The organism is Pseudoalteromonas sp. 31A1 (assembly GCF_011378815.1).
Classification (GTDB): domain Bacteria; phylum Pseudomonadota; class Gammaproteobacteria; order Enterobacterales; family Alteromonadaceae; genus Pseudoalteromonas; species Pseudoalteromonas arctica.
This window is the reverse complement of sequence record NZ_WTKY01000001.1, coordinates 21,938-35,380: the sequence shown is the minus strand read 5'-3', so window position 1 is coordinate 35,380 and position 13,443 is coordinate 21,938. Positions and strand designations below refer to the sequence as shown.

The following is a 13,443-nucleotide window of genomic DNA, read 5'->3' as shown; positions in this document are numbered from 1 at the left end:
ATATTACTTAGTACGACGACGTACTATAAATTTATCCGTACGCTTGTTCTTACGCGTCTTCGCACCTTTAGTCGGTTTACCCCATGGAGACACAGGATGACGACCACCAGATGTACGACCTTCACCACCACCGTGTGGGTGATCTACCGGGTTCATGGCAACACCACGAACTGTCGGACGAATACCACGCCAGCGATTTGCACCTGCTTTACCAAGTGAACGAAGCATATGCTCAGCATTGCCTACTTCACCTAGAGTCGCACGACAATCAGATTCAACTTTACGAACTTCGCCTGAACGAAGACGTAATGTTACATATTGACCATCACGAGCAAGGATTTGAACGTATGCACCAGCAGAACGTGCTATTTGAGCACCTTTACCTGGTTTTAATTCTACGTTGTGAACAGTCGAACCTACAGGCATATTACGCATTGGTAATGCATTACCAGGTTTGATTGGTGCATCAACACCAGACTGGATTGCATCGCCAGCTTTTAAGCCTTTAGGTGCGATAATGTAACGACGCTCACCGTCTGCATATAATACAAGAGCGATGTTTGCGCTACGATTTGGATCGTATTCTAAACGTTCAACAGTAGCTGGAATGCCATCTTTAGTACGTTTAAAATCGATTAAACGGTAGTGTTGTTTATGACCACCACCGATATGACGAACCGTAATACGACCATTGTTATTACGACCACCTGATTTAGAGTTTTTCTCTAAAAGTGGTGCGTATGGCTTACCCTTATGTAGATCAGAGTTAACCACTTTAACTAGGTGACGACGGCCCGCAGAAGTAGGCTTACACTTTTGAAGTGCCATAATTCTATCCCCTTATTACTCGGCGCCGCCGACAAAGTCTAGCTCGCTGCCTTCTTTAAGAGTAACGTAAGCTTTCTTCCAGTCGCTACGACGACCGAAACGTGCGCCAGTACGTTTTGTTTTACCCTTAACGTTAAGTGTGCGAACACCAGTTACTTCTACTTCAAAAAGCTTCTCAACTGCTACTTTAATTTCAGCTTTAGTTGCGTCATTTACTACTTTAAAAACAATAGTATTGTTTTCTTCAGCAGCAATTGTGCTTTTTTCAGAGATATGTGGAGCAAGGATCACTTTTAAAAGACGTTCTTCGCGAATCATGCTAGCGCCTCCTCAAGTTGCTTAACAGCAGCGGCTGTAATAAGTACCTTATCGAAAGCAATTAAGCTTACAGGATCGATACCAGCTACATCACGTGTGTCAACCTTATAAAGGTTACGTGCCGATAAGAAAAGATTTTCATCTACTTCTTCAGTCACGATAAGAACATCTTTAAGCTCAAGTTCTTTAAGCTTAGCAACTAGTTCTTTAGTTTTTGGTGCTGCTAGAGCAAAACTTTCAACAACGATTAAACGCTCTTGACGAACTAATTCAGATAAGATGCTTTTAATCGCACCACGGTACATTTTACGGTTTACTTTTTGGCTGTGGTCTTGTGGTTTAGCTGCAAAGCTAACGCCACCTGAACGCCAAATTGGGCTACGGATTGTACCGGCACGTGCACGGCCAGTACCTTTTTGAGCCCATGGTTTTTTACCACCACCGCTTACTTCAGAACGTGTCTTCTGAGCACGAGTACCTTGACGAGCGCCTGCTGCGTATGCAACAACTACTTGATGTACTAATGCTTCGTTAAACTCACGTCCAAAAGTAGCTTCAGAAACTTCAAGACCGCCAGAAGCGTCTTTAATTGCTAATTCCATCACTAAATCTCCAGGACTTATGCTTTAACAGCTGGTTTAACGATAACGTCACCGCCAATAGCTCCAGGTACTGCACCCTTAACTAAAAGCAAATTACGCTCAGCGTCAACGCGAACTAGTTCTAAGTTTTGAGTCGTTACACGCTCAGCACCCATATGACCGGCCATTTTCTTACCTTTAAACACCTTACCAGGTGATTGGTTTTGACCGATTGAACCAGGAGCACGGTGAGATAGAGAGTTACCATGTGTAGCGTCTTGCATGCTGAAATTCCAGCGCTTAACACCACCTTGGAAACCTTTACCTTTAGAAGTACCGGTTACGTCAACCTTGTTGATTTCGTTGAATAATTCAACAGTAAGCTCAGCGCCTACTTCAAAATCGCCTTCACCACCGTTAAGGCGGAATTCCCACAGACCGCGACCCGCTTCAACACCAGCTTTAGCGAAATGACCCGCTTTAGCTTTGTTTACACGACTTGCTTTTTTAGTGCCTGCGGTTACTTGAAGCGCGTTATAACCGTCTGTTGCGTCAGATTTGATCTGAGCAATGCGGTTAGGTGTCGCTTCAATAACTGTCACAGGGATAGATACACCATCTTCAGTGAAGATTCGTGTCATACCCACTTTACGACCGACTAGACCTAATGCCATTTTCCTAAAACCTCTCTAATCTTTCGATTAACCCAGGCTGATTTGAACATCAACACCAGCAGCAAGATCTAAACGCATAAGCGCGTCTACAGTCTTGTCAGTTGGTTCTACGATGTCAATCAGACGTTTATGGGTGCGGATCTCGTACTGATCACGCGCATCTTTATTAACGTGCGGTGAAGTTAGTACAGTAAAACGTTCAAAGCGTGTAGGTAGTGGAATTGGTCCACGTACTTGTGCGCCAGTGCGTTTCGCAGTTTCCACGATTTCTGCCGTTGATTGGTCAATCAAACGGTGGTCAAAAGCTTTTAGGCGAATACGAATGCGTTGATTTGACATTCTTAACCTCAATATAAAGAGCATATAAAAGAGCATAAAAAAACGACCGAAACAATCTTAAAAATTAAGATGCCGGCTGTTTGATTATATCTACGTTGAGTTCCAAATCGGAACTCCTGTTTATTAGCTTGAAATCCAAGCTTAATTTATCCTTTCTAATTCCCAGAGGAATTTTGAAAGCCTGCGTATTATAGAGGTATTGGTGATAAATGCAACAACTATTTAGAAACAATACAATGGCTGTAAATTTGATTAAATAAGCGCCCATAAATGCTTATTCGCTATACTTGAACTAATAGCTCTACTTGCTAGTCAATAAACAAGTTAACACCTTAATTACGCAAACTAAGTGATTTTTAGATATTATGGTATCCTATTGCGCTAATTTTGCCCTTAATACTCTCAATATGGTGAGTCGATGCGTATTTTTAATTATTGTTTAAATGTTATGTCTGCTGGATTTAGCCGCTTATTTGTGAAAAGCAAAGTGCTGCCAGAAAATCCTATTAAACAGTATGATCTAAACCCTGAGTATCCTACATTTTATATAGTGCGCCTAAATTCGCGATTTGATTTAGCCGCCCTTGCACATGCTTGTAAAAAAAATGGTCTACCTAGTCCAACCGAAGAGCAAGTATTAGGCAACCAAAATTTAGACCGTTTTATTGGCATTAAAAACCCGCCGCCACTCTTTGGTGATGAAGCTAAGCTAACCAATGCTTTAGCTCAAGGTAAGCAAATTATTGAGTACCTCATACAAAGCGGGCAGCAAAACGTACAAGTTGTTCCGGTTACTATTTTATGGGGACGCGACCCAGGTAAAGAAAAGCCAGGATTACGCACTTTAATCACGCATTCCCTAACTCCTAGCTGGTTTAGAAAGATTTTTGTCGTGTTGTTTTCAGGTCGCGATAACTTTATTCGCTTTAGTCAGCCTCTCGACTTATCGCTGTTAGTGAATGAGAAAGCAGACGTAAGTGAATTACCACACAAGTTATTACGTGTTGCACGTGTACACTTTAAACGTCAAAAACTTGCAGCTACGGGCCCTAAAATGCCCTCTCGCGAGCAATTATTTAATTCATTATTAGCGTCACCTACAATAAAAAAAGCAATTCAAGATGAAGCTAAAGCTAAAAACATCAGCCAAACCGAAGCGCGCCAAAATGCACTTAAGCTACTTGATGAAATAGCGGCAAATTACTCTGAGGCGATGATACGTGTAGCTGAAAGGTTTTTAACCTGGTTATGGAATAAGCTTTATAACGGTATAGACATTAAACATGCTGAACAAATTCATGAGCTAACCGATAAAGGTCATGAAATTATTTATATGCCTTGTCATCGTAGCCACATGGACTACTTACTACTTACCTACTCTATTTATCATTTAGGTTTAGTGCCACCGCATATTGCTGCGGGTGTAAATCTTAATTTTTTCCCTGCTGGCGGTATATTTAGACGCTCAGGTGCATTTTTTATTCGTCGCTCGTTTGCCGGTAATAAGCTTTACTCAGCCATATTTAAAGAGTATTTAAGCCAGCTATTTATTAAAGGCTACTCTGTTAAATTTTATACGGAAGGTGGACGAAGCCGTACTGGGCGTTTGCTACCGCCTAAAACCGGCATGCTCTCAATGACCTTACAAGCCATGCTACGCGGAATAGACAGACCTATATCTATTGTTCCTGTGTATATTGGCTATGAGCATGTAATGGAAATTAATACTTATCTTAAAGAACTAGATGGTAAAGATAAAAAAGGCGAATCAATTTTTGGAATTTTTAAGGCAATCAAAAACCTTAAAAACTATGGCCGTGGTAATTTAAACTTTGGTGATCCAATCTCGATTAACCAATACTTAAACGATAACCAACCAGATTGGCGTGATTCAATACACCCAACCGACGTGCAAAAGCCGCAATGGTTAGCGCCACAAGTAACTAAGCTTGCCGACCAAGTGATGGTTAAAATTAATAATGCGGCGGCGCTTAATGCGGTTAACTTACTAGCAATGATATTGCTGGTTAACGATAAACAAGCATTGAGCAAACCAAAGCTATTAGCACAACTTGATTTTTACCTGCGTTTACAACGCGACGCTAGTTACAGCGATAAAGTAACAGCCCCAGACGAAACGCCAGAGCAATTACTAACGCATGCATTAAAGCTTAATAAGTTTGAGGTAATAAGTGATGAGTTTGGCGAAATCATTACGATTAGCGATAAAGAAAAAGTATTGTTTAATTACTACCGAAACAATATTTTGCACTTGTTTGCAGTGCCAAGCTTAATTGCGTTGCACTTATTTAAGCAACACAGCACGACCATTGAGCAATGCCAGCAACTTGTAAAAACGTTTTATCCGTTGTTTGCCAAAGAGTGGTACTTGCAGCCTCTTGATGAAAACTACATAACACGTATTTTAGCGAACTTTGCAGATCAAAACTTAATTGAGTTTGATGGTGACAATATTCATATAACAAACGGTAATGACTGCTTAGCTAAGCTAGAAATGCTTGGGCGAGCACTTAGCTTTACTCTGCAACGATACGCTATTGTGATTGGTTTTATTCAAACAAGTGATGGCATTGAAAAAGCTGAGTTAGAGCGAGAAAGCCAAGTGTTAGCACAACGTTTAGGCACACTGCATGGTATTAAAACACCCGAATTTTTTGACAAAAAAGTACTTGTTAGTTTTATTGAAAACTTGCGTGGTGAATCATTAATAACAGAAGGTGATAAGGGCTTAGTAGGTAGTACACAACTTTGTGAAACCTATGCACACCTTAAAACATTACTGCCAGCACGCGTCTGGCAGTCAATCAGCGATATAGTACAAGATCAGTGTAACTAGCACTATATCTATAAAAGGGGGTTAGCGCTGACGCATAACCCCTTCTTGCATTGTTGAGGCAACCAAGTTGCCTTGGCGATCAAAAAACTGCCCGCGTACCAAACCACACCCATTACTCGCACTTGGACTATCAATTGAATACAAAATCCAATCATCCATTCTAAATGGGCGATGAAACCACATTGCATGATCAATAGTCGCTACTTGCATATTTGGCTGCATAAACGATACACCATGTGGCTGTAATGCAGTTGGCAAAAACTCAAAGTCAGACGCATAAGCAAGTAAATAATTATGAATGCGTTGATCGTCTGGCATTTCACCATTAGCTTTAAACCAAATATGCTTTACCGGCTCCATAGCTTCTGGTTTAAATGGATTATGAAAAGTAACTGGTCGCATTTCAATCGGCATTTCACGCGTAAACTTATTACGGATCACCTCTGGAATATGCGCAGCATTTTCTTGATAAAACTCAAGCGATGAACGCAGGTCTTCAGGTGCGGGGACATCAGGCATTGTTGCTTGATGCGATAAGCCATTTTCCTCACCCTGAAACGACGCTGTCATATAAAAAATTGGCTTACCGTACTGAATCGCTTTTACTCGGCGAGTACTAAAGCTCTTCCCATCACGAATAGTTTCGACATCATAAACAATCGGTTTAGCAGGATCGCCTGGGCGTAAAAAGTAAGAATGCAATGAGTGAACTATACGCCCTTCGGGTAGAGTTTCTTTAGCTGCAGAAAGTGCCTGCCCCATAACTTGACCGCCAAATACAGCACCAAAGCCTAAGTCTTGGCTTTGCCCTCGGTATAAACCTTTCTCAATTTCTTCAAGTGTTAACAACGACAATAAATCATCTAATACTTGGCTCATTACTTCTTCCTCATTACCCTAGTATCCAAATGATACTATACAATAGTGGGAAGTAAATATTTGTTAGGAATACTGTTATGGCTTACTGGCTATTTAAAACTGAACCCGATGCGTTTTCATTAGATGATTTAAAAAACGCACCAAAACAAACGACTCTTTGGGAAGGCGTGCGTAATTACCAAGCGCGAAACTTCATGCGTGATGGCGTTAAGGTCGGTGATTCAGTGATGATTTACCATTCAAGCTGTAAACACGTAGGTGTAGCGGGTATTGCCGAGGTTACAAAAGAAGCCTACCCAGACCCCACTCAATTTGATTTAAGTAGCGACTATTACGATGCAAAAGCCACCAGCGACAAACCACGCTGGGTTGTTGTTGAAGTTACTTATCAAAGCCATTTAAAAAAATTAATTAGCCTTAAAGATATTAAAGCCAATAATAACATTACTGAAATCGCACTTAAAAAAGGCGGACGACTATCAATAATGCCTGTTACTAAAAATGACTGGGATGAAATAATCAAAATGGCGCAGTAACACCCTCTCGGTTTGACCTAATTTCATTGAGTTTGATATGATCTATGCTGACTTATAGCTGGAGGATTAATGAAATTACTGTATTGGTTAGATGAATGGTTAACTCTCCCGCGCAATGAGCAACAAACTCGATTACCCATGACGGGTAGTGATTTACTCGGCGATGTATTTGTTAAGTATGATTTTGTTGACGTTAATAAGCCCCTGCTTTTTACCTTTTCACCCGCAGGCACTAACGTGCAAGAGCAAGATCTTCACCCTGATTTTGCACCATGGGGTTATCACTTGGCTCAAAAACAAAACGTAAACGTAATCGCTTTTCAGCATTTAGGTAAAAGTAATTGGTTTCGTAATCGTAATTTAATCTTTTTTCTCGAGCAATTATCAACATTACTTACGCCGTTTAATTGTCGATTAGGCTATGGCTTAAGCCGTGGCGGATTTGCTGTTGGCGCTTTTGCTAAACTATTAAAGCTAAACCAAGTACTGTTCTTTCACCCGGTAAGTACTAAAAATAAAGAATTAGTACCCTGGGATGACCGCTCTAGTACCGATATAGCTCAGCAGTTTGACTGGCAACAAGATTATCACGATCTAGATTTAGGAGATGCCCAAGGCTATATTATTTACGATCCTACTAATCGTATAGACCGAATGCACGCCAAGCGCTATAAGCAGTTAACTCACTTGCGAGTATTTGGTATGGGACATGGCACACACGCTACATATTTGAATAAGTTTGGGTTTTATAAGCAAGTAGCCGTTGATTTCATTCAACATCAGCAAATCGATATTGCACAGTTTCGCCTGCAAACCAAAACCTTACGCTTAAAAGAAGATTATTATCAAAGTCTCAATACGGCTAATGCAGACTCCCCCCATCGTTTAGCATTATTGAGTACAGCGCATAAAATTTTAGCTGATGAAAAAGAAGTGTATGTACAAGAGCATCAAGCAAAAATTGATATTCAGCCATTAATAGATGTGGCACTTAAGCACCAAGATGAGCACCCTAATGATGCTATTCAGCTATTAGAAGTCGCCCAGCAACTTCTACCTGACGACCCTCTAATTGAGCATAAACTCAAACAGTTGGAAGAGTAATTATTCCAACTAAAACGGCTATAAAGGCTAACTACTCTATTTAGCCTTTTTCTTTTTGTGCCTATGCTTGGGCACAATGGTAAAGTACATCATTAAACCTAACCAAGAAAATATAATGATTCCCATTAGCCAGCCATTCTTTTCATGACCCTGTGTACGCTTACTGTTGAGTACAATAACGACAGGTAATATGTAAGCACTTAAAACAACAATTAAAAATACAACTTCATTCATTATTTTTCTAGGCTCGACCAGTCTACTTCACTACTTAATACTCGATCTACCGATATATAGTGCAAAATATCGCCTTCACTTACTTTGTAATCTAATGGTGGGTTTAAATCCATATTTTGCGCACTTAAATTATGGGCAACACCTAACAGTATTGCATCATGCTCAAGCTTAAAATGATGAAACAAAGTACCAAACTCCATATCTTTGCAGCCACTTGGTACTTTCAAGCTAAATTGTGTATCGCCGTGCAAAGTAGATAGCAGCTCCTCTTGCACACGGCTCGAACCTGGATCTTGCATTGAGCGTACTAATATCTCAGCTGATTTTGCACTACTACATTCTACATTTTGGCAATGCTCTAACATCATCTCAACTTTAGTTTCATCTAAAAAGTGAGCACTTATATGACAATCATCTTTTACTAAGCGACTTATGCGCAGTGCTGTGGTAAATGTTTGGTCATCATCTTGCCCATCAATAATCACTTTATCGGCACGGCGAATAGCAACACGCTCTAACTCTCCTAAGTTTGTAAAACTGGTTAAACGTGCAAAATCGACGCTTTCGTTAGCTAAAAAAGGATGATCCATTTGCTCGGTTACCGCAAGTAAAATACGACGATCGGTTCGTTTCGTATCTGCCAAAATGTAATCAATCATCTTTTTTGTACGAGTGTCGTGCCAACCAAAAATAATAATATGGTGGTTACTGTGGGCAAAGTTTTTATCACCAGTCATAGCGCGCCTAATTAAGTAAGTAACAGTTTGTCCTGCTTTTCCTAGCAAAACACCAAATAAAGCTAAACCAAATGGAATTTGTATTAATGCTACCACCCAACGACCAAGATCAGTAGTTGGACTAAAGTCACCATATCCCACTGTTGATGTTGTTACTGTGTAATAGTAAAAAAAGGTAGTAAGCGAGGTTAACGCTTTCTCATTCGCTATAAATAGTAAGCTCCATGTTAATAGCATATGAGTCAAAATAGCTAATGCCACTGCTTGCCAACTCAACTGATCTATATGAGCGCGAACAAGTAACGCTAGCCTTTTAAATATCACCGGCATAATACAAAGTCTTCGTTAGTAAATTATCTATAAACAGTACGTTACTGTAAGCGATGCTTTTAAGCAATGTTTAAGCTTTTAACCACAAATATAAGACTAAATGCTGTTTGCCAATGGTGATTTTTCATGATTAATTAGCGTTAAAATAATAACCAAAACAGTTGTGCTTATGCTTAATAAAATAGCCCGCCCTTTTACTAAAATTGTAGAGCGCTATCTTCCCGACCCTTTTATATTTGTAATTTTACTTACAATAATTACTCTTATTAGTGCGAGCTTATTTGCAACCGCAACCAACATTGAAGTATTACAAGCGTGGGAGGTGGATTTTGGAACTTATTAAGTTTTGCTATGCAAATGCTACTAGTGTTAATTACAGGCTACATGTTGGCAAGTACGCCACCTATAAGTAAGTTATTAGAAAAACTAGCAACACTCGCAAATACAGCACCTAAAGCAATTATATTGGTAACGCTTATTTCGCTTTTAGCGAGCTGGATAAATTGGGGATTTGGCTTAGTTATTGGTGCTCTTTTTGCCAAAGCAATTGCTAAACATACTCGTGTAGATTATCGATTATTAGTAGCCAGCGCTTACTCAGGTTTTGTTGTATGGCATGGCGGATTAGCCGGTTCGATTCCTTTAACTATCGCAACCGATAGTCACTTTTCAGAGGCCAGCATTGGTATTATTAGTACAGAGCACACTTTATTTGCGGGCTTTAATATAGCCATATTAGTTGGTTTATTCATTATTATGCCGCTCGTTAATCGCTATATGCTGCCAAGCGAGCAAGAAAGCGTATATATCGACCCAGCTCTTTTACAAGAGACAACACCTAAGCCCACAACAATAACCAGACCCGCCCAACATTTAGAACAAAGTAAACTACTCGGTATGACAATTGGCTTATTAGGTTTGGCATATTTAGGTTATTACTTTTTTATTGCTGGCGGAAACTTAAACCTTAATAGCGTTATTGCCGTATTTTTGTTTTTAGCTATTACGCTGCATCAAACACCCCATAATTTACTTAACAGTTTGCAACAAGCAATTCCAAGCGGGGCTGGCATTGTTATTCAATTTCCTTTTTATGCCAGCATCATGGCGGTAATGGTTGATAGCGGATTAGCACAACAGATATCACGTGGCTTTATTGCCGTTGCAGATGCTGATAGCTTGCCATTTTTTAGTTTTATAAGTGCAGGACTCGTTAATATGTTTGTTCCCTCTGGCGGTGGCCAATGGGCTGTACAAGCACCCATTGTAATACCCGCAGCGCAAGAGCTAGGCGCCGATATATCTCGCGTTGCAATGGCCGTTGCATGGGGTGATGCGTGGACTAATTTAATTCAACCTTTTTGGGCATTACCCGTCCTTGCTATCGCAGGCTTAAAAGCAAAAGATATTATGGGATTTTGTGTTGTGCAGTTATTTGTAACTGGGGTTTTTATATCGCTGGTATTGAGCTTTTATTAAATGTAAACATAATAAAAAGGCGTGTAAAACACAAGCACTGGTCATTTTATGCACTCTCGTTCTGCTGTTGTAGCTCCACCAACCTACCCTCTTTCAGTTGATAGACTTTGCTGGCCATGTTAATGGTTTCTTGGCGATGAGCAATCATAATCCGCGTGATGGGTAAGTGCTGAATTTGTTCACTTATTTTCGCTTCGTTGTCTTTATCTAAATGACTAGTTGCTTCATCCATAAACAACACGCAGGGCGATTGATACAATGAGCGAGCAAGAAGTAAACGCTGTACCTGCCCGCCCGATAAGTTTGATCCCATGTCCCCAACTAATGAGTTATAGCCCATAGTCATTTTGGTAATATCATCATGAATAGCCGCATGACGAGCACACGTCTCTATTTTTAAATAATTCGGCTGTGGGTCAAAAAAACTGATGTTATCAGCGATTGAGCCAGCTAACAGTGTGTCATCCTGCATTACTGCAGCTATTTGTTTGCGGTAGTTTTTAAGGCCAAGCTGAGTAATATCTTTGCCATCAAGCAACACAGTCCCTGAGGTTGGCTGTAATAACCCTAGCATTATTTTCATCAACGTAGTTTTACCCGTACCTGACGGACCCGTAATCGCAATCGAGTCACCGGAATTCAGCGTTAAATTAACATTGTTTAAAATCGGCACTTGCTCTTCACTGTAACTAAAGCAAATATTTTCGAGCGTAAGCTGACCTCTCACTTTACCTTCGTCATCACCTGTATAGGCCATTTCACCGTCACGATTAGCTTCTTGTTTCGTGAGTGCTATATCTGCAATACGGTCTAAGTGTAAGCGCATCATTTTGAATTGAATGATTTGTTCAATTAAGTTGGCAAAGCGGCTGGTTAACTGGTTTTTATAAGCAATAAACGCCAGTACCATACCAACAGACAAGCTATTGCTCATAACTAGTAATGCAGCAAAGTAAATCACTAATACATTTTCAAGGCCAAATAACAGCTTGTTAAATGAATCAAAGCTAATGTTTAAACGCCCTAAACGAATTTCACTGTTTATTACCTCTGCATAACGGTTTTGCCAAATTCCTTGGCGCTGCGATTCATTACCAAACAATTTTATAGTTTGCATACCCCGAATATTTTCTAAAAAGTTCGATTGCTCTTTGGCAGATGATTGAATCATTTCTTCGGTGGCTTGATGTAGTGGACGATACAGCGCTAAACGTACCAAGGTATACAGTACAATTGCACCAACAACTACCGCAGTGAGTTTTAGCGAATAAATTAGCATCATAATCAATACGGTAATGCCCATTACGCCATCGACCAGTGTTTCTACAAACCCTGTAGTTATGCGCTCCCGTATTTGCGCTAATGAGCCAAAGCGCGAGACAATATCGCCAATATGGCGGGACTCAAAATAGTTCATTGGCAAGCGCAATAAGTGCCTGAGCAAATTCACGCCCATTTGCATATTGAGCAAACTCGAAAGCCGTAAAATTAGCCAACTTCGTACCGCATTAGTCACCACTGAAATTATCGCAATCAGAGCAAAACCCATGGCAAGTACCGTTAATAACGATTCATCAAAACTAATGAGTACTTCATCCACCACCCACTGCATATAATAAGGGGTCATCAAAGCAAATAATTGCAATACCAGTGACAACGCAATCAGTTTTATTAGCCCTGCTTTTAAGCCCTTCATTGAGCTCCAAAGTTGGGTAAACTTCATCTGTGCTTGTTCTTGTTTGGCTTCAAACTGACTGGTTGGAGTCAGCTCTAAACAAATACCGGTAAAGTGTTTACTAAACTCATTACTATTTAAACTGCGTTTACCAACAGCTGGGTCGTTTATAGCAAACTTAGTTGAAGATCCTTTACCAGAGACTTTGGTCAATACCACAAAGTGATTCATATCCCAGTGCAATATACACGGCGTTTGCAGTTTATGAACTTCATCAAGCGGGCATTGTAGCGCACGGCTAGCTAGCCCTAAATTATCACCTAGCTCAATCAACTGCTGTAAGTTCATACCCTTTAGATTAGCCGAAAAGCGTTTTCGCATGGCAGGCATATCCAGCTTATGACCGCGATAACATGCCACCATAGCCATGGAGGCAAGGCCGCATTCGGCTATTTCGGATTGGAGAATCACTGGGACTGGTTTTGAGAATGAAAAAGTTATAAGTCCATTTGCAGAGTTCATAATTACCTTAGTCAAACAACATTTTATTAATCAAGCTCATTTTTTGAGAAAATAGCCATTGAATCTAACTTCAGCATAACTCGTATTACTATCGCGGAGACACCCAAAGTACAAGTAATAATCCAAAAATCAACTAGCTCTAAGGCACCATTGAGGCTTAATCTTAAAATAATAAAATTACCTCCCATAAAGAAAACCATAGAGATAAAAATATATAACGCCCATTTTTTATTTTTATATATACCCGTTAGAATAGCTAAAGAAAACCCAAGAGTTACAGTAAAGAAAGCTAGCTCACCGTATGAAATTACATTATCACTAAGCAGCAAATTTACGTCTTTTATAATTAC

The 13,443-nt window shown here is 40.1% G+C and carries 13 protein-coding genes and 1 pseudogene; 4 read left to right on the top strand and 10 right to left on the bottom strand.

Annotated features, from left to right (window positions below; genetic code table 11):
• Positions 1-3: 3 nt before the first annotated feature.
• The 5 genes from rplB to rpsJ are packed head-to-tail and all read right to left on the bottom strand — an operon-like array spanning position 4 to position 2,740.
• On the bottom strand, positions 4-828 hold the full coding sequence (rplB, locus tag GQR52_RS00180) for a 50S ribosomal protein L2 (RefSeq protein ID WP_002957895.1): 825 nt from the start codon (positions 826-828) through the stop codon (positions 4-6).
• 15 nt (positions 829-843) lie between these two features.
• Positions 844-1,146: a 50S ribosomal protein L23 gene (gene rplW / locus GQR52_RS00175; RefSeq protein ID WP_002957896.1), complete on the bottom strand. Its 303-nt coding sequence runs from the start codon at positions 1,144-1,146 to the stop codon at positions 844-846.
• Entirely contained in the window at positions 1,143-1,748 is a 606-nt protein-coding gene (rplD, locus tag GQR52_RS00170; protein ID WP_002957897.1) for a 50S ribosomal protein L4, read from the bottom strand. The genes rplW and rplD overlap by 4 nt, the downstream gene beginning before the upstream one ends.
• Before the next feature lie 17 nt (positions 1,749-1,765).
• Positions 1,766-2,401 carry a 50S ribosomal protein L3 gene (gene rplC, locus GQR52_RS00165; RefSeq protein WP_002957898.1) on the bottom strand — a complete coding sequence of 212 codons (636 nt, stop codon included), beginning with the start codon at positions 2,399-2,401 and terminating at the stop codon, positions 1,766-1,768.
• A 27-nt stretch (positions 2,402-2,428) separates the two neighbouring features.
• Complete coding sequence (rpsJ, locus tag GQR52_RS00160) at positions 2,429-2,740, bottom strand: 30S ribosomal protein S10 (protein ID WP_002957900.1); 312 nt, start codon at positions 2,738-2,740, stop codon at positions 2,429-2,431.
• A gap of 418 nt (positions 2,741-3,158) precedes the next feature.
• On the opposite strand from rpsJ, the gene plsB reads away from it, so the two are divergent.
• A complete protein-coding gene (gene plsB / locus GQR52_RS00155) occupies positions 3,159-5,597 on the top strand; it encodes a glycerol-3-phosphate 1-O-acyltransferase PlsB (protein WP_165727096.1) in 2,439 nt (812 codons plus the stop codon).
• A gap of 21 nt (positions 5,598-5,618) precedes the next feature.
• Here plsB and tesB read toward each other — a convergent pair whose 3' ends face one another.
• Positions 5,619-6,476, bottom strand: a complete 858-nt coding sequence (gene tesB / locus GQR52_RS00150; RefSeq protein ID WP_165727095.1) for an acyl-CoA thioesterase II — start codon at positions 6,474-6,476, stop codon at positions 5,619-5,621.
• A gap of 77 nt (positions 6,477-6,553) precedes the next feature.
• Here tesB and GQR52_RS00145 point away from each other — a divergent pair, with 77 nt between their 5' ends.
• Positions 6,554-7,012 (top strand): EVE domain-containing protein, encoded by a 459-nt coding sequence (locus GQR52_RS00145; protein ID WP_024592465.1) that lies wholly within the window; start codon positions 6,554-6,556, stop codon positions 7,010-7,012.
• Between the two features lie 69 nt (positions 7,013-7,081).
• Entirely contained in the window at positions 7,082-8,116 is a 1,035-nt protein-coding gene (locus GQR52_RS00140) for a hypothetical protein (RefSeq protein WP_007587047.1), read from the top strand.
• 36 nt (positions 8,117-8,152) lie between these two features.
• On the opposite strand, the gene GQR52_RS00135 is transcribed toward GQR52_RS00140, so the two are convergent.
• Together GQR52_RS00135 and GQR52_RS00130 are read right to left on the bottom strand one after the other, a co-directional pair.
• A complete protein-coding gene (locus GQR52_RS00135) occupies positions 8,153-8,350 on the bottom strand; it encodes a PLDc N-terminal domain-containing protein (RefSeq protein ID WP_007587044.1) in 198 nt (65 codons plus the stop codon).
• A complete protein-coding gene (locus tag GQR52_RS00130; RefSeq protein WP_165727094.1) occupies positions 8,350-9,417 on the bottom strand; it encodes a potassium channel family protein in 1,068 nt (355 codons plus the stop codon). Before GQR52_RS00130 ends, GQR52_RS00135 begins: the two co-directional genes overlap by 1 nt.
• Before the next feature lie 169 nt (positions 9,418-9,586).
• Between GQR52_RS00130 and GQR52_RS00125 the strand changes: the two are divergent.
• Positions 9,587-10,896 (top strand): annotated as a pseudogene (locus GQR52_RS00125) (TIGR00366 family protein).
• A gap of 46 nt (positions 10,897-10,942) precedes the next feature.
• Here the strand turns inward: GQR52_RS00125 and GQR52_RS00120 are convergent.
• Together GQR52_RS00120 and GQR52_RS00115 are read right to left on the bottom strand one after the other, a co-directional pair.
• Positions 10,943-13,093 carry a peptidase domain-containing ABC transporter gene (locus GQR52_RS00120; protein ID WP_165727093.1) on the bottom strand — a complete coding sequence of 717 codons (2,151 nt, stop codon included), beginning with the start codon at positions 13,091-13,093 and terminating at the stop codon, positions 10,943-10,945.
• 26 nt (positions 13,094-13,119) lie between these two features.
• On the bottom strand, positions 13,120-13,422 hold the full coding sequence (locus GQR52_RS00115; protein WP_139047204.1) for a hypothetical protein: 303 nt from the start codon (positions 13,420-13,422) through the stop codon (positions 13,120-13,122).
• Between the last annotated feature and the right edge of the window lie 21 nt (positions 13,423-13,443).